Annotated in this window: 13 protein-coding genes; 9 read left to right on the top strand and 4 right to left on the bottom strand. The window is 63.1% G+C overall.

Annotation, left to right across the window (positions count from 1 at the left end):
• Positions 1-122 precede the first annotated feature (122 nt).
• Positions 123-1,226 carry a serine hydrolase gene (locus QX071_RS26225; RefSeq protein WP_315705316.1) on the top strand — a complete coding sequence of 368 codons (1,104 nt, stop codon included), beginning with the start codon at positions 123-125 and terminating at the stop codon, positions 1,224-1,226.
• Between the two features lie 23 nt (positions 1,227-1,249).
• On the opposite strand, the gene QX071_RS26220 is transcribed toward QX071_RS26225, so the two are convergent.
• Both QX071_RS26220 and QX071_RS26215 read right to left on the bottom strand, forming a co-directional pair.
• Positions 1,250-2,632, bottom strand: a complete 1,383-nt coding sequence (locus QX071_RS26220) for an O-antigen ligase domain-containing protein (RefSeq protein ID WP_315705317.1) — start codon at positions 2,630-2,632, stop codon at positions 1,250-1,252.
• A gap of 264 nt (positions 2,633-2,896) precedes the next feature.
• Positions 2,897-3,427, bottom strand: coding sequence for an Lrp/AsnC family transcriptional regulator (locus tag QX071_RS26215; protein WP_315705478.1), 531 nt, complete (start codon positions 3,425-3,427; stop codon positions 2,897-2,899).
• Positions 3,428-3,557: 130 nt separating this feature from the next.
• Here QX071_RS26215 and ald point away from each other — a divergent pair, with 130 nt between their 5' ends.
• The gene (gene ald / locus QX071_RS26210) at positions 3,558-4,670 is read left to right on the top strand and encodes an alanine dehydrogenase (protein ID WP_315705318.1); all 1,113 of its coding nucleotides are present in this window, start codon (positions 3,558-3,560) and stop codon (positions 4,668-4,670) included.
• A gap of 719 nt (positions 4,671-5,389) precedes the next feature.
• The gene (locus QX071_RS26205; RefSeq protein WP_315728653.1) at positions 5,390-6,790 is read left to right on the top strand and encodes an amino acid permease; all 1,401 of its coding nucleotides are present in this window, start codon (positions 5,390-5,392) and stop codon (positions 6,788-6,790) included.
• A gap of 151 nt (positions 6,791-6,941) precedes the next feature.
• Here QX071_RS26205 and QX071_RS26200 read toward each other — a convergent pair whose 3' ends face one another.
• Positions 6,942-8,429, bottom strand: coding sequence for a DHA2 family efflux MFS transporter permease subunit (locus QX071_RS26200; RefSeq protein ID WP_315705320.1), 1,488 nt, complete (start codon positions 8,427-8,429; stop codon positions 6,942-6,944).
• 445 nt (positions 8,430-8,874) lie between these two features.
• Between QX071_RS26200 and guaB the strand changes: the two genes are divergently transcribed.
• The 6 genes from guaB (at position 8,875) to QX071_RS26170 (ending at position 15,523) form a co-directional block, all read left to right on the top strand.
• Positions 8,875-10,362, top strand: coding sequence for an IMP dehydrogenase (guaB, locus tag QX071_RS26195; protein WP_315705321.1), 1,488 nt, complete (start codon positions 8,875-8,877; stop codon positions 10,360-10,362).
• A 136-nt stretch (positions 10,363-10,498) separates the two neighbouring features.
• Positions 10,499-11,521: an NADP-dependent oxidoreductase gene (locus tag QX071_RS26190; protein ID WP_315705322.1), complete on the top strand. Its 1,023-nt coding sequence runs from the start codon at positions 10,499-10,501 to the stop codon at positions 11,519-11,521.
• 45 nt (positions 11,522-11,566) lie between these two features.
• Positions 11,567-11,911 carry an MAPEG family protein gene (locus tag QX071_RS26185; protein ID WP_315705323.1) on the top strand — a complete coding sequence of 115 codons (345 nt, stop codon included), beginning with the start codon at positions 11,567-11,569 and terminating at the stop codon, positions 11,909-11,911.
• A 19-nt stretch (positions 11,912-11,930) separates the two neighbouring features.
• Positions 11,931-13,229, top strand: coding sequence for an RsmB/NOP family class I SAM-dependent RNA methyltransferase (locus QX071_RS26180; protein ID WP_315705324.1), 1,299 nt, complete (start codon positions 11,931-11,933; stop codon positions 13,227-13,229).
• Between the two features lie 168 nt (positions 13,230-13,397).
• Positions 13,398-15,002, top strand: coding sequence for a glutamine-hydrolyzing GMP synthase (gene guaA, locus QX071_RS26175; RefSeq protein WP_315705325.1), 1,605 nt, complete (start codon positions 13,398-13,400; stop codon positions 15,000-15,002).
• A gap of 11 nt (positions 15,003-15,013) precedes the next feature.
• Positions 15,014-15,523: a hypothetical protein gene (locus QX071_RS26170; RefSeq protein WP_315705340.1), complete on the top strand. Its 510-nt coding sequence runs from the start codon at positions 15,014-15,016 to the stop codon at positions 15,521-15,523.
• 260 nt (positions 15,524-15,783) lie between these two features.
• Here QX071_RS26170 and QX071_RS26165 read toward each other — a convergent pair whose 3' ends face one another.
• Positions 15,784-17,526, bottom strand: coding sequence for a hypothetical protein (locus tag QX071_RS26165; RefSeq protein WP_315705341.1), 1,743 nt, complete (start codon positions 17,524-17,526; stop codon positions 15,784-15,786).
• Position 17,527 lies beyond the last annotated feature (1 nt).

The raw sequence follows: 17,527 nt of genomic DNA, 5'->3' as shown, positions 1-17,527 counted from the left end.
GTCCCTCAGGTCTCCCGGAGGCGGGTTCCTAACAGGCTAATATCATCAATTTGTCGCCGCATTGCGCCAAAAGACGATATGGTTCGGGCCGGATGCAGCCGGCTCGCCGGAGGAAAATCGTCATGGTCAGTCTCAATCGCCGTCGTCTTCTGATCGCGCTTGGTGGCGGCCTCATCGCAGCGCGTTCCGTCCACGCACAACCAGTATCGGCGGATATCGCGCAACGCCTCGCCGAGGCCGAGCAGGGTGGCCGCGTGTTCGGCCTGCATGCGTTGCTGGTGAACCAGGGCGGCAAGCTCGTCTTCGCGCATTATGAAAAGGGCAATGACGAAGCCCGCGGCCGGCCGCTTGGTGAGGTCGCCTTTGCGCCCGACGTGCTGCACGACCTTCGCTCGGTGTCCAAGAGCATCGTCGGCCTCGCCTATGGGATCGCGCTCGCGGACGGCAAGGTGCCGCCGCCGGAGGCCAAGCTCTATGAGCAGTTCCCGGAATATGCCGATCTCGCCGGTCAGCCGGGCCGCGACCGGCTGACGATCCACAACGTGCTCAGCATGACGCTCGGGCTGCAATGGGACGAGCTCTCAATTCCCTATGGCACACCGGGCAACAGCGAGGATGCGATGGATGCGGCGCCCGATCGCTTCCGCTACATCCTCGAGCAGCCGATCGTCACCGAGCCCGGGACGAAATGGACCTATTGCGGCGGCGCAACTGCATTGCTGGGGCGACTGATCGCCAAGGGCACCGGCGATGATCTGCCAACCTATTGCCGGCGCGTCCTGTTCGATCCGCTGCAATTCGGCGCGTTCGAGTGGCATCGCGACCGGCATGGCGATCCCATCGCCGCCTCGGGATTGCGCTTGCTGCCACCGGATCTTTTGAAGATCGGGCAACTGATGCTCGCGAGCGGCGAATGGAACGGGCGCCGGGTCGTGCCGGCAGACTGGATCAAGCGCGTGACGACGCCTGTGGTGAAAATCGATGCCGGGCGTTCCTACGGCTATCAGTGGTACATGGGCGATATGAGCGTCGGCACACCGCCGCAACCGGATCATTGGTTCGGTGGGATTGGCTGGGGTGGCCAGCGCCTCTATGTGGTTCCGGCGCGTGACGTCGTCACCGTGATCCACTGCGGCAACTACAACCGCTCCGGTATGGAGCAGGCGCGCGTCATCAGGACGATCATGTCCGAGGCTGTGCTGCCGAATTTGGCTTCGCGCACATAGGCGCGGCGCGTCGTAGCGGCGGATTAGGCGCCGGTCGGTTGTTGTTCCGCAACGATGGTCGGCGGTGCGCCGGCGATCTGATCGATCGGGCAGGCCATGGCGACCAGCATCCAGAACAGTGCCGAGATCTCGCCCGATGCCACGCCGCTCAGCGGCATCTGGATCAGCAGCGCGCTGAGGGCGAGCGCGCCGAGAACAACGCCCTCGCGCGTCGGCATTCGCCAGGCCGCGCCAGTGCCCCAGAGCGCAACCCAGACATAGGCGGCGAGACAGATCAGGCCGACCGGGATGCCCATCGTGATCCAACTCGCGATGATCTGTCCATCGATCGGCATCGCGCCGGCGACCCCGACGTCGGTGATCGTGAAGCCCGCGCCCAGCACCATGCTGTAGGGCGCATTCCACAAGGTGATGAACTCGTCCAGCCGTTCGTTGCCGCTCGAATCCTGCGACACGCTCCCCAGCGTTTCCAGGCGCGTGGTGATGACCTCGCCGAACGGCGTCAGCACGACGGCCGCGACGACCGCGCCAACCAGCACCACCGTGATCGACAGCGCGCGGCTTCGCGTCGCCGGGAAAATCATGCAGAACAGCACGCTTACGGCCAGCGTGACCCAGCTCGTCCGATAGAGCGACAGCAGCAGGCCAAGGGCTGCGGGCGCCATCACGGCGATCGACTGCCAGCCCGGTCGCAGGAAGCCCACCAGCAAGAGGCCTGTTGCGGTGAAGGTGGCGTAACTCGCGGGCCCGTTCATGGTGCTGAACACGCGCACCATATAGGGCAGGGGATAGCCGGCCGAGGTGATGGTGGCATTTTCCATCCAGTACCGATCCCACGCTTGCGGATCGACATATTGCCAGACGCCGTAGAGGCCTGTGAGCGGCAGAACCAGCAGGAAGATCTGTGTCGTGGCCTCCAGCAGCGCGCCGTCGGAGCGCGCGCGCTGCTGGAGCGCCACCGCGTAGAGCACGGGGGCGCTCCATTTGATCGCGCCGTAGGCCGCGTTGAACCAGTCGTTCTGGAACATCGAAAGGGCCGCGCCATAGACGATGCAGCCGAGGATGATCGCCGGCGGCACGAGCCATGGGTTGCTCGGCCGGTCCTTGTCCGACAGCGAGGAGATGAGGCTCGGCGCGGGCGCCAGGATGAACAGCAGCGGGCCGCTCAGCAGGATGCCCGAGGTGTCAAAGCCTGCAGCCAGATCGACGAGACGCCGCACGAAGGGCGCGAAGGCGAACAGCAGGACCGCCGACTGGACGTGAGCCTCGGCGCTGCGCCGCCAAGCGAACCAGCCGGCAGCTGCGCAGCCAAGTATGAAAACCGGTCTGACCAGGCCGCCCAGTGCCGCGGCCGCCAGCACCGTTGCCACCAGCAGCAGCGCCGTCGGCCAACAGTTCAATGCCATGGATGTCAAAGCCTTGGACGCCAAAGCCTTGGAGGTCAAAGCCGAGGCGGCGGGCGGCGGGGCTTCGATTCGGTCCTGTTCCATACGGCGCGACTATAACGGAAGTCGTCCGCTGCGAGCCGGCCTTGAGCGGAGAAGCGATCAGCCGAGCCGCTGGTCCCGCGCGTCCTGCGTCGTCTCGGACGCCGATTTGGTCGCGGCTTTCTCCGCGCCCTTTTCGAACCAGTTCGCAGGCGGCCGGCGCTTTCGCGTCCTCAATATATCTTATCGCTCTGCTTTCATGCGACCAGCGTGCTCTGCAGATTGTCTGCGCACGGAACGCCCCGCTACGCGAAAGATGGTCGGCGGGATTGCACGATTGACGATCTCCCGCAATGCGAAATTTGACTGGATTCGTGAAACACCTGGCAGGCGTGACAGTTCAGTCCGGTGGATTCGTTCAAAGTCTTCAATATCGCGAGCCAGGACGACGAGAAGATAGTCATCGGTCCCCGACATCAGAAAGCAGCGGATCACTGATGGGCATTTGACGACCCCAGTTTCAAATAGATTCAGCGCCTCGTCACTTTGACCGTCGAGCGTGACCCTGACCAGCACCGTGGTGCTGAGACCAAATCGAGTCAGGTCAAGTATCGCCTGATATCCAGTGATGTATCCTTCCTCCTCCAGCGCGCGCTGTCGACGCGCGATCGCAGTGCTGGACAATCCCATTCGGTTCGAGAGTTCAGTCTGACTGATCCGCGCATTGGTGCTTAGTTCGGCTAGGATTGTCATATCAATCTTATCGGTGTCCATCTGTTTGGAATCCTGCGCGTCGCTGTCGGAATCATTGAAATTCTGCACCAATTGACCTTCGGTGCGCAAGTTTGCAGGAAAACGAACCGCTCTTTCGACTACAAACGGTTTGCCAATTAGGGAGATGCAAATGAAGGTCGGTGTTCCCAAGGAAATCAAGACACACGAATATCGCGTGGGCCTTACGCCCGGAGCAGTCCGCGAATACGTGTCGGCCGGCCACGACGTGGCAGTCGAAACCAATGCCGGCGCCGGCATTGGCGCAACGGACGACAATTATCGGAAGGCCGGTGCAACGATTCTGGGGTCGGGTCGCGAGGTATTTGCATCGAGCGAAATGATCGTAAAGGTCAAGGAACCCCAGCCGTCCGAATGGGAGCAGTTGCGAGAGAGCCAGATCCTCTTCACTTATCTGCATCTGGCGCCGGACCCGGAGCAGGCTAAGGGGCTCTTAAGGTCGGGGTGCACCGCAATCGCTTACGAGACCGTAACTGATGCGCAGGGCGGACTTCCGTTGCTTGCGCCGATGAGCGAGGTCGCGGGCAGGCTTGCGATCGAGGCGGCAGGTGCGGCCCTGAAGCGGGATGCTGGCGGGCGGGGAATATTGATTGGCGGGGTGCCCGGTGTTCCGCCTGCCCAAATTGTTGTGATTGGAGGCGGCGTTGTCGGTACGCATGCGGCACGCATGGCGGTCGGTCTGGGGGCTTCGGTCACAATCGTTGATCGCTCGATACCGAGGCTGCGCGAGCTGGATGAACTGTTTGGCGGGCGCGTTCATACCAGGTTCTCGACGATCGACACAGTTGAGGAAGAGGTATTTGCCGCAGACGTCGTAGTCGGGGCGGTCCTTGTTCCCGGAGCAGGCGCGCCGAAACTCGTCAGCCGTGGCATGTTGAGCGGGATGCGCAAAGGCTCGGTAATTGTTGACGTCGCCATTGATCAAGGTGGCTGCTTTGAGACCTCGCACGCGACCACCCATGCTGATCCAACTTATGAAGTGGACGGCGTCATTCATTATTGTGTGGCCAATATGCCGGGAGCTGTCCCACTGACTTCAAGCCATGCACTCAATAACGCCACGCTGCCATTTGGTTTGGCTCTCGCCAAAAAGGGATTTTCAGCTGTGCTTGAAAATCCGCATCTGCGCGCCGGCCTCAATGTCTATCGGGGCCGGCTCACTCATAGGGCGGTGGCCGAGAGTCTCGGCCTGCCATTCTCAGCGATCGAACAGGCCGGGATCTGATCCCTGAGGTCGCCGGTGACCCGTCCCTCGACCGTCCTGATGGGCGAGGTTGCGGGGAGCACCGCAGCAATGTTTGGCAATCATCGACATGAGCCGGGATTGACCCCGACTCCTTTCATTCGCGCATTCGTAGATCGTCCAGCGACTGGCGTGCGGCAATCAGGATGGAAGGGCCGGCAGCTCGGATGAAAATTGCCGTTCTGCCGAACTCTCTCGTCTTAGAGCAGGCAGACGCAGGAATCCTGCGCCAGCAGACGATCCTCGATTGAGGTTTGCTGAGAAATAAACCGCAGGTCGATGGTAGATCCCTGAGGAAATCAAGAACCAGGATTATCCAATGAGCCCTTACGCCCGCCATTCGAGAATACGTCAAGGCAGGACCAAGCGTCATTGTCGGAACAGGGAGGGGAAGGCATTGGAGCCTCTGATGAAACATGTTGTCAGATCGGCACGACCGTCATCGACCCTGCGGGAGGGGTGTTTGCAGCTGCACAGATGATTGAGAAAGCGGTAGCTGCCCAGCCAAGCGAACGGCGGCGGCTGCGCAATAATCAAGCGGCTTCGTCACTGTTAAAGGGGCGCGGGAAGTAAGGCTGATTGGGCTGACGACCTCGCGCGGGATCACATCTACGTCAATGTTGCTGCGGTCAGAACTTTCGGGCGGTTCACGTGCTCAGCCGTCGCGCAACCAAACATCCAAACATAAAGGGAGGCGACAAATGTCTGGGAGGAAAGAGGGATTGCAACGCGACTTGGGTCAGCGTCAGATGCGACTCATGGCGCTTGGCGCAGCCATCGGCGTCGGCCTATTTCTTGGTTCGGCCAATGCGATCAAGATGGCAGGTCCGGGCATCATTCTGTCCTACATCATCGGCGGCGCCGTCATCTTCATCATCATGCGGGCACTGGGCGAGATGGCGGTGCATAATCCCGTCGCAGGGTCGTTTAGTCGTTATGCAAGAGACCTTCTGGGGCCGCTCGCAGGCTACTTGACCGGCTGGAACTACTGGTTCCTGTGGGTCGTGACGTGCATTGCGGAAATTACCGCGGTCGGCATCTATATGGAGATGTGGTTTCCGGAAGCGCCACGCTGGATCTGGGCGCTAGCTGCACTGAGCGCGATGGGGGCAGTCAACCTCGTGACAGTCAAAGCCTACGGTGAATTCGAGTTCTGGTTTGCCTTGATCAAGGTCGTGACCATTGTACTCATGATCTGCGCCGGGTTGACCATGATGGTATTCGGGCTGGGAAACAACGGCGTTGCCACCGGCATTTCCAATTTATGGACGCAGGGTGGGTTTCTTCCGAATGGTGCACTCGGCCTGCTCATGTCACTGCAAATGGTGATGTTTGCTTATCTCGGCGTGGAAATGATCGGTCTGACTGCCGGTGAGGCAGTAGATCCAACGAACTCGATTCCGAAGGCCATCAACTCTGTCTTTTGGCGCATTGTGGTTTTCTACGGCGGCGCGCTGTTCGTGATCCTGTCGATCTACCCATGGAACGAAATCGGCACGCAGGGCAGCCCATTCGTCATGATCTTCGAACGGCTGGGCATCAAGACGGCGGCCGGTATCATCAACTTTGTGGTCCTCACTGCCGCACTTTCGTCATGCAACACCGGTCTCTTCAGTACAGGCCGCATGCTCTATGATCTGGCGCAACAGGGGCAGGCGCCGCGCACGTTTGCAACAACGACATCCAGAGGCGTGCCTGTCCCGGCCATCGTGGTCTCGGCGATAGCCCTGCTTCTTGGCGTGCTGCTCAACTACTCTGTCCCGGAGAAGATATTCATCTGGGTAACCGCAATCTCGACCTTCGGGGCGATCTGGACGTGGGGAATAATTCTTCTGACGCAGTTGAAGTTCCGTTCGACGCTGTCTGCTATCGAGCGCCAGAACCTGACATTCCGTATGCCGCTTTGGCCGTACGGGTCGTGGTTCGCTCTGGCCTTTCTGGCGTTGGTGATCGGCGTGATGGCCTATTTCCCCGACACCCGCGTCGCGCTGGTTGTCGGTCCTGTCTGGCTGGGAATGCTGACGGTGCTCTACTACATGCGCCGCCCCGCGCTCGCTCAAGCCGGGCACGGAGAGGTCGCGATCGACCAGGAGCCCGGTTGAAAGGAGGCGTTGAACTGGCGCGTTCCTAGCGGTGGCCCGGCCCGACAGCGAGGCTGTTTCGCGGGGCCACAGGGTAGGCTCGTGCCTTGATCGTCTCAGATCGCATCTTTTCGAGAGCGGGCGATACTTTCCTTAGTTGTGGTAGCGGAGCTTATCCCAGCCTTTGGTCCCGCGCGTCCTGTGTGGTCTCGGATGCTGATTTGGTCGCGGCTTTCTCCGCGCCCTTTTCGGCGCCCTTGCGGCTCGCGATCGCAGTGACCTTGCGGCCGGAGATTTCGCTGCCGGCGTCATCGGGCATCTGCCAGAACAGGATGGATGACAGCGCGGAGGTGATGGCGACCACGATGAAGGCCGGCGCAAAGGAGTCGGCGCTGAGCTCGGCGGCGTGATGCAGCCACATCGTGGTTTCCACCGAGAAGGCGCCGACGGCGACGCCGGCCGAAATCGCAAGCTGCTGGCCGACGCTGGTCAGCGTGGTGGCGCGGCTCATCTGCGCGGTCTCGACCTCGGCATAGGCCACAGTGTTGATGGCGGTGAACTGCAGCGAGCGGAAGAAGCCGCCGACCGCCAGGATGATCAGGATCAGAAGCAGCGGCGTATGCGGGGTGAACAGCGCGCACGCCGCCAGGAAGACCGAACTGACGAGCGCATTGATCGTCATCAGGTAGCGGAAGCCGAAGGTCCGGATGATGCGCGCTGCCAGCGTCTTCATCCCCATCGCGCCGGCCGAGGAGCCGAAGGTGACGAGGCCCGACTGGAACGGCGACAGGCCGAAGCCGATCTGCATCAGGAGCGGCAGCAGGAACGGCATCGCGCCGATGCCGAGCCGGAACAGGAAGCCGCCGATCAGGCTGGCGCGCAGCGTGTTCAGCCGCAGCATCGAGAAGTCGAGCACCGGCGAGTTGGTGCGGCGGGAGTGGATGACATAGAGCGTCATCGACACGGCGCCGATGCCGATCAGCGCGATCACGATCGACCACGGCAACAGGTTGAGACCCGCCACGGAGAGCCCGAACGCCATGCCGGCGAGCCCGATGCCCGCCAGCACCATGCCGGTGAGATCGAACGGCTCGGGATTGTCGCTCTTGATCGGAGCGATCACGCGCAGCGCCAGCACGATCCCGGCAAGGCCGATCGGGATGTTGATCAGGAAGATCCAATGCCAGGAAAAATAGGTGGTGATGAAACCGCCGAGCGGCGGTCCAATCACGGGGCCGACCAGCGCCGGGACCGTGACCCAGGCCATGGCGCCGACCAGCGCACTCTTGTCGACCGAGCGCAGCAGCACCAGCCGTCCGACCGGCGTCATCATCGCCCCGCCGATGCCCTGCAGGATGCGGGCGAACACGAAATGGGCCACCGATTGCGACAGCGCGCAGCCGATCGAGCCGAGGATGAATACGACGACCGCCAGGCTGAACACCTTGCGCGCCCCGAAGCGATCGGCCGTCCAGCCGCTCGCCGGAATGAAGACGGCAAGCGAGAGCAGATAGGAGGTGATGGCGAGTTTCAGCGTCAGCGGACTGGTGCCGATATCGGCCGCGATCGCCGGCAGCGACGTCGCGATCACGGTGGAGTCCATGTTCTCCATGAACAGGGCGGCGGCGACGATCAGCGGAATGACGCGTTGTTTGTTCATCGAAAGTCGGGCTTGACGGGAGGGGAGGCGGGCCGGGCGGCTTTATCATCCTGCCATCGCCGGAACCATTGTCCGGGCCGCATGGCCCCCTGGACCCAGCGGGACTCGGGTCAGATTTCGGGGATCGGACAGGCGCGATGACGAGCCTGTGAGGCGAGCGCCAGGCTGGATGGCGACCGGCGGGGCCGGGCGGGGAACTTTCCGTTCCGGAATCCCGCGCTGCGCGATCTTTTATTCCGTCGCATATCCCGCTGATGTCGACCACGTCGTTCGCATTTGCGGGATTTCCCGCCGCTGGCCCTTTGATTCGTCACAGGGCCATGCTATCGACCCGCGTCAACCCCACCGATGGGCATCGATTCGACTGCGGATCACGAGGTCTGCTGACGGCGCCGCTCATCCGTAACCGCATCGCGGCCGCACCGCCGCAGACAAGGAGTTGACGATGGCGACCGTGCAGGGACTTCGCGAAGCTTTTACGTTCGATGACGTGCTGCTGAAGCCGGGTCTATCGGACGTCCTTCCCTCCGATGTGGATATCCGCTCGCAGGTGACGCGGGCGATCCCACTCAATATACCGATCATGGCCTCCGCCATGGACACCGTCACCGAGGCCAAGATGGCGATCGCCATGGCGCAGGCCGGCGGTATCGGCGTCATCCACCGCAATTTCGATCCCGAAGGCCAGGCCGCCCAGGTGCGGCAGGTGAAGAAGTTCGAATCCGGCATGGTGGTGAACCCGCTCACCATCGGTCCTGACGCGACGCTCGCCGATGCGCTGGCGCTGATGAACGATCACGGCTTCTCCGGCATTCCGGTCGTGGTCGGCGGCGGCAAGGGCATTCCGGGCAAGCTGGTCGGCATCCTCACCAACCGCGACGTGCGCTTCGCCACCGATCCGCGGCAGAAGATCTCCGAACTGATGACGCATCAGAACCTCGTCACGGTGCGCGAGGGCGTCGGCCAGGACGAAGCCAAGAAGATCCTGCACCAGCATCGCATTGAAAAGCTGCTCGTGGTCGACGATCAGTATCGCTGCGTCGGCCTGATCACCGTGAAGGACATGGAGAAGGCAGTCGCACATCCACTCGCTTGCAAGGATGCGCAGGGCCGCCTCCGCGTGGCCGCGGCGACGACGGTGGGCGAGGGCGGTTTCGAGCGCACCGAGCGGCTGATCGACGCCGGCGTGGATCTGATCGTGGTCGACACCGCTCACGGCCATTCCTCGCGCGTGCTCGATGCGGTCAACCGCATCAAGCGGCTGTCGAACGGGGTGCAGGTGATTGCCGGCAACATCGCGACCCGTGACGGCGCGCAGGCGCTGATCGACGCCGGCGCCGATGCGGTCAAGGTCGGCATCGGCCCGGGCTCGATCTGCACCACCCGCATCGTGGCCGGCGTCGGCGTGCCGCAGCTCACCGCGATCATGGACGCGGTGGAGGCGACCAAGAAGGCCGGCGTCTCCGTGATCGCCGACGGCGGCATCAAATATTCCGGCGACCTCGCCAAGGCGCTCGCCGCCGGCGCCGACGTCGCCATGGTCGGCTCGCTGCTCGCCGGCACCGACGAGACCCCCGGCGAAGTGTTCCTGTGGCAGGGCCGCTCCTACAAGGCCTATCGCGGCATGGGTTCGGTCGGCGCGATGGCGCGCGGCTCGGCCGACCGCTATTTCCAGCAGGACATCAAGGATACGCTCAAGCTGGTGCCGGAGGGCATCGAGGGCCAGGTGCCGTACAAGGGCCCGGTCGGCAACGTCATGCACCAGCTCGCTGGCGGCCTGCGCGCCGCGATGGGCTATGTCGGCGCCAAGGACCTCGCCGAGTTCCACGACAAGGCCCAGTTCGTCCGCATCACCGGCGCGGGCCTGCGCGAAAGCCACGTCCACGATGTGACCATCACCCGCGAGAGCCCGAACTATCCGGGCGGGGTGTGACCTTGCTGTCATTCCGGGGCACGCGAAGCGTGAACCCGGAATCTCGAAATTGTCTTGCCCCTCACCTCTGGATTCCGGGTCCATCGCTGCGCGATGTCCCGGAATGACGAAGCTAACAACAAAAGAGGAAACACCGATGTCCCAAGGCCAACGCATCGTTCTCGCATCGCGCCCGGTCGGCGAGCCCAAGCCGAGCGATTTCAGGCTGGAGACCTTCGCCGTGCCCACGCCCGGACAGGGCGAGGTGCTGCTGCGCACGATCTGGCTGTCGCTCGATCCCTACATGCGCGGGCGCATGAGCGACGGTCCGTCCTATGCCCAGCCGGTGCCGGTCGGTGGCGTGATGGAGGCAGGCACCGTGAGCGAGGTCGTCGCCTCCAACAATCCGAATTTCGCCAAGGGTGACATCGTGCTCGCGCGCGCCGGCTGGCAGACGCACGCGCTGTCGGATGGTGCCGGCCTGCGCAAGATCGATCCCAACATCGCGCCGATCTCGACCGCCGTCGGCGTGCTCGGCATGCCCGGCATGACCGCCTATACCGGCCTGCTCGAGATCGGCCAGCCCAAGCCGGGCGAGACGGTGGTGGTCGCGGCGGCGTCGGGCGCGGTCGGCTCGGCGGTCGGCCAGATCGCCAAGATCAAGGGCGCCCGCGCCATCGGCATCGCCGGCGGCAAGGACAAATGCGACTACGTCAAAAACGAGTTCGGCTTCGACGACTGCATCGACCATCGCGACCCCGACCTCGCGGCGAAACTGAAAGAGGCCTGCCCGAAGGGCATTGACGTCTATTTCGAGAATGTCGGCGGCCCCGTATTCGAGGCGGTGTTCCCGCTGCTCAACAATTTCGCGCGCATGCCGGTGTGCGGCCTGATCGCGCATTACAACGACACCCAGTCGGTGGCGCCGAAATGGGCCGGCGCCTTGATGCGCAATGTGCTGACGAAGCGGCTGACGATCCGCGGCTTCATCGTCTCCGACTTCGCCGCGCGCCATGGCGATTTCCTGCGCGACATGTCAGGCTGGGTGCGCGAGGGCAAGGTCAAGTACAAGGAGTTCGTCACCGAGGGCCTGGAGAATGCGCCGGACGCCTTCATGGGCCTGTTGAAGGGTGCTAATTTCGGCAAGCAGCTGGTCCGCGTCGGGCCGGACAAGCTCTGAGATCAGGCCTGCGCGAGTTCCGGCAGCAAACGAAAGGACGTCACGATGTCGCTACAGATGGTCTTGCTGCCGGTGTTCGTGCAGGTCGGGTTGACCTTCGCACTGCTGTTGTGGCTATCGCGGTCGCGCACCAACGGTGACGGTCCGGTCGATCAATTCGACCTGCCCGTGCTGTTCTACGTGCTGATCGCACTGACGCTGCCGATCCGCCACGCCGATCTCGTCATCGTGATGCTGTCGTGGGTGTTCGTGGTGACGCGCTTCGTCCATGCCGGGGTGCTGGTGGGCGCCGCCGAGGCGCGGCAGCGTTCGATGGCGTGGCTCGCCGGCGCGCTGGTGCTGCTGGCGATGTGGCTGTATTTCGCGCTCAAGATCCTGATCCTGATTTAGTTTGTTCTGAAAGTTTGAAATGACCCCCGCCGCCCGGCTGTCCGCCGCCATTGAACTGATCGACACCATCGAGGCCCAGCGTGTGCCCGCCGCCAAGGCGTTGAAGGATTGGGGCACCAGCCATCGCTTCGCCGGGTCCGGCGACCGCGCCGCGATCGCGGGGCTGGTGTGGGATGTGCTGCGCCGGCGCGCCTCGAGCGCCTACGTGATGGACGACGACAGCCCGCGCGCCCGCGTGCTCGGCATGCTCAAGGTCGAGCGCGGGCTCGACGTGCCGACCATCGAGGCCTTGTGCGACGGTGGCCGCTTTGCGCCCGCGCCGTTGACCGACGCCGAGCGCAGCGCGCTGGCCTCGCGCACCGCCGACGGCGCGCCGCCGCATGTCGCGGGCGATTATCCGGAATGGCTCGATCCGTATCTCGCCGCCGTGTTCGGCGCGGACCGTGCGCTCGAGGCCGCCGCGATGGCGAGCCGGGCGCCGCTGGACCTGCGCGTCAACACGCTGAAGGCCGGCCGCGAGAAGGTGATGAAGTCGCTGAGCCATCTGAGGCCCACGCCGACGCCGTGGTCGCCGATCGGCCTCCGCATCGAGCTCGGCGCCGACGCCCGCAATCCCGGCATCCATGCCGAGGAGGACTTCATCAAGGGCCACATCGAGGTGCAGGACGAAGGCTCGCAGCTCGCGGCACTGTTCACCGCGGCCAAGCCCGGCGAGCAGGTGATCGATCTCTGCGCCGGCGCCGGCGGCAAGACGCTGGCGCTCGCCGCGCTGATGCAGGGCAAGGGCCGGCTGATCGCCACCGACCAGGACAAGCGCCAGCTCGCGCCGATCCATGAGCGGCTGTCGCGGGCCGGGGTCCACAATGCCGAGGTGCGCTCGCCGAAGGGCGAGGAGGAGCCGCTCGCCGACATCAAGGCCTCGGCCGATCTGGTCGTGATCGACGCGCCCTGCACGGGCACCGGCACCTGGCGCCGCAACCCCGACGCCAAATGGCGCATGCGTCCCGGCGCGCTCGAAATCCGCTTGAAGGACCAGGCAGAAGTGCTTGAGCGCGCGGCCGGAATGGTCAAGCCGGGCGGCCGCATCGCCTATATCACCTGCTCGGTGCTGAATCCCGAGAATGGCGAGCAGGTCCGCGGCTTCGTCGCCCGCCACCCGGAATTCTCGGTCCAGCCCCCGGAGCAGACGGCGAGCGTCTTGTGGGACAAGGCCGAGGCCTTCAGCGAGGCCGCCTTGGCCTCGCCCGAAGGCTGGCTGATGACCCCGCGCCGCACCGGCACGGACGGGTTCTTCGTTTCGGTGTTGCGGAAGGTCTGACCCCACCCTCGGCGTCATTCCGGGACGCGCCGCTTGGCGCGGGCCCGGAATCCATACGCCCGGTCGTGGTCATGGATTCCGAGCTCGCCCTGCGGGCGCCCCGGAATGACGGGGAGGGCGATACCCTCAAGCCTTGCAGGACTCGCCCCGGCGGCGTAATTCCTTGCCATGACAGCCCCACAAAAATCCCCCGATGCCGCCGACCCGACGCTCCATGTCGCCTCGGCGCATGACAAGGTTCTGATCGTCGATTTCGGCAGCCAGGTCACCCAGCTGATCGCCCGGCGGGTGCGCGAAGACGGCGTCTATTGCGAGATCGTGCCGTTCCAGAAGGCGGAGGCCGCCTTCCGCGAGATGAAGCCGAAGGCCGTGATCCTCTCCGGCGGGCCGGAGTCGGTCCATGAGGAAGGCTCGCCGCGCGCGCCGCAGCTGATCTTCGAATCCGGCGTCCCGGTGCTCGGCATCTGCTACGGCCAGATGACCCTGGCGGCCCAGCTCGGCGGCGAAGTGGAAGGCGGCCACCACCGCGAGTTCGGCCGCGCCGACGTCGAGGTGAAGACCGATAGCCGGCTGTTCGACGGCGTCTGGAAAACGGGCGAGCAGCACGAAGTGTGGATGAGCCATGGCGACCGCATCACCAGGATGCCGCCGGGCTTCTCCGTCGCCGGCGTGTCGGCCAACGCGCCGTTCGCGGTGATCCAGGACGAGGCGCGCAAATATTACGGCCTGATGTTCCACCCCGAGGTGGTGCACACGCCCGATGGCGCCAAGCTCTTGCGCAACTTCGTGCGCAAGGTCGCCGGCCTTTCCGGCGACTGGACCATGCGCGCCTTCCGCGAGGAGGCGATCGAGAAGATCCGCGCGCAGGTCGGCAAGGGCAGGGTGATCTGCGGCCTCTCCGGTGGCGTCGACTCGGCCGTGGCCGCCGTGCTGATCCACGAGGCGATCGGCGATCAGCTCACCTGCGTGTTCGTCGATCACGGGCTGCTGCGGCTCAACGAGGCGCAGACCGTCGTCGACCTGTTCCGGCATCACTACAACATCCCGCTCGTGCATGTTGATGCATCGAAACTTTTCCTCGGCGAGCTCGCCGGCGTCACCGATCCCGAACAGAAGCGCAAGACCATCGGCAAGCTCTTCATCGACGTGTTCGATGCCGAAGCCAAGAAGATCGGCGGCGCCGATTTCCTGGCGCAGGGCACGCTCTATCCCGATGTGATCGAGAGCGTCTCCTTCACCGGCGGTCCCTCCGTCACCATCAAGTCGCACCACAATGTCGGCGGGCTGCCCGAGCGTATGCACATGAAGCTCGTCGAGCCGCTGCGCGAATTGTTCAAGGACGAGGTCCGCGCGTTGGGGCGCGAACTCGGCCTGCCCGAGATCTTCGTCGGCCGCCACCCGTTCCCGGGCCCGGGCCTTGCCATCCGCTGTCCCGGCGAGATCACCCGGGACAAGCTTGAGATCCTGCGCAAGGCGGATGCTGTCTATATCGACGAGATCAGGAAGGCCGGCCTCTACGACACGATCTGGCAGGCGTTCGCTGTGCTGCTGCCGGTCAAGACCGTCGGCGTCATGGGCGACGGCCGCACCTACGACTACGTCGTGGGCCTGCGCGCCGTCACCTCCACCGACGGCATGACCGCGGACTTCTATCCGTTCGACATGAAGTTTTTGGGCAACACCGCAACGCGCATCATCAACGAGGTCAAGGGCGTGAACCGGGTGGTGTATGACGTGACCAGCAAACCGCCCGGGACGATTGAGTGGGAGTAGGGTAGGCCGTCATGAGCGGGATATCGCGACGCCATCTGTTGGCCATCCTTAGTGGCGCCGTCATCCCGGCATCGGCCTTCGCTGGCCACGCGTTCGCTCCGGCCGAGCATTTCTTCTCGGTCGAGTTTCCGACCCCGCCGGAGGAAAAGTCGAGCGGCCTGCTTGGACTTTCGTCGACGACGTTTCTGGCCACGGACGGAAACAAGGCGTTCGCCGTTTTCCATGCGGCCTGGCCGATCCAAGGTAAGCCGGCCCTGATGATGCAGTCCATGCTCGATGGACTGGTGGAGCGCGTGTCGGGCGAATTTCTCTCGATCGACAAGACCGAGTTCAAGTCGTCCAGCGGCGCGATGCTCCCCGCCAAGCGCTTCACCTTCAGCAGTGACAAGGTATGGGGAGGCGGCCTGACGACGGTCTCCGGACCGCACAGCTTCCTCGTGCAGGTCATGAAGCGCAAGCCGCTGGAGGGCTGGGACGCGGCCGACCGGAAGTTCATGGCCTCGTTCAAGGTGCTGATCTGACGGCCCTGCGCGGCCTTTGTTGTTTTGTGCACTATTACCGTAGTGCCGGAAGCTCAAAGCTACAGCAAGCTATGACGACAAGCGGTCTGCGCTGACGCGCGCAAATGCTCGCATCGCCGAGTTTGAATAGCCTGACGCTCCAGGCGGCTTGTTGCCGATCGCGCCATAGGGACGTTCTTCATCGGTGGCATCTGGCGTGAATTCAATGTCCTTTGGACGTTGGCCTCCGTTCCGAGCGCACGAATCAGGCCTGGGCCGCCTCAAGACGATCGGCCGCCAAACCACGCCAAAATTGCCAATATTGTCAGCAGTAGCGCCGCAGCCCATCTTCCTCCATCCCACCATTTGTACTGCCGGGCTGCTCCGATGAAGAATAGCTCCCAGTAGCCGGACAGCCATGGCCATGCCAGCAACAGCGCCGCCATGCTGCCGAACTTCCAATAATTGCGTTCAAGGGAGTCCAACGATAGGCCTAAGAGCCATTTCACCCTCTCGGCACGTAGTCCATGGTCCGGTAGCGTCGCGAAGAAGCCCATGAGAAAGAGCATCAGGATCGCGATCAGGTACGAGGCTGGAAAGAGAATCTGTCGCAGTAGTCTTCTCATCCAGTCGTCGCGCCTAATCAACCATGCTCTCAGCCAGACCGGCGGATGGCTCAGAGTTCCCAGCATTCGGGATATCCGTCCACCGGCTCCCATCGCCTTGGTGCCGCATTCGACGTGCAGGACCTGCGCGCGGCTCCCGCCGTAGTCTGCGTTCAGCTCCAGGGCCCAGATAGCCACGAGCGGCTTTGTAATCGAAGCTATGATCAGGAAGAAGAGCGATGCGGTTGAGCATAACGCCATCAGTGCAGTCCGCCCAAAGAGCTGCGCCTGGTGCTCGATATGCAAACCGACCGATCTCACGGAAAGCGCCATGGAGGAGATCAGGGTCATCGCCATCACTAGGATGAAGATGACAGGCAGCCACTTGAGATACCCCGAGAAGAAGCTTCCATACCCCACGACAAGATGGTCCCCTTGGCGGACATGCTCCATTTCATGCAGCAATATGCCCCTCGCGGTCACGGGATCACGTTTCCAAAGCACATACATTCCGCCGAGCACTGCCAGGCGCGGGCGCCGATAGCTCCGTGGATAGACAAATGCATAGCCCGAACGCAGCAGGTTGACCCGCAGTTCGATGCGCGGAGCGCTCGTCGCTACAAATGCCTGTAGTTCGTCGATCTCCGGAAACCCTCCGAGATACTCCCGGAGCCCGAATGTCCTTTCCACGTGCCAAGCTCGCCAACGGGGAAACGCTACCGTCAACAAGCAGAAAATCGGGATCAAGGTGATTCCTAGATCTACAAGGAAGGCGGGTTTGCTCAAGATCAGGGAGATCCGTGACCGCCATACGTCATCCATGGATATATGGCCCTGATCTCCCGTGTCCAAGGTCGGGCGCGCCTGCGGGGCGAGCGTTCGCCAATTCGTGCTCATAGTTTGGCGCTGGTCTTCTTTCGGTTCCAGCAGATAATGGATTATCTCGGCTTTACTTGCCGTCGGCGGCGGTCGTTTGCCCTCGATCTGCACAAGTTCGGAGCGTTCGTCGTCGTCAAGCATCTCCAAGATGAGAGCCATCGCATCTCTCTTGAGTTTAACTTGCTGACGGTAAAGGCCCCGCAGGTCGTCTTCAAGAAAGTTCGCTTGTTCAATGGCGGCAAGGGCCCGGTCTAGTTCCGCTCGGAACCGGATGCATGCGCCATTTCTTAGCCAATTCAGCAAATGCGCACGATGCTGCATCACTTGCTGAGCGTCACTTTGGGCGACGATCGAGCTGACATCCTCGACATTTGCTACAGCGAGCTCCAGCCGGTTCATTTCGTCGATCTTCTGAAAATCGCCAAGATCTTCGCGTATCGTCTGATAACTCTGCGGAAGTCCGAAGATTAACAACGTCAGGAATAGCAAGAGCCACGGTGGCAGACCCGCGTCGGAGTTCTGTCGCTGTGGCTCGGTCATC

The sequence above is a fragment of the Bradyrhizobium sp. SZCCHNS1022 genome, from assembly GCF_032484835.1.
GTDB lineage: Bacteria > Pseudomonadota > Alphaproteobacteria > Rhizobiales > Xanthobacteraceae > Bradyrhizobium.
The sequence above is the reverse complement of the archived record's forward strand: the minus strand, read 5'-3'. Positions and strand labels throughout refer to the sequence as shown.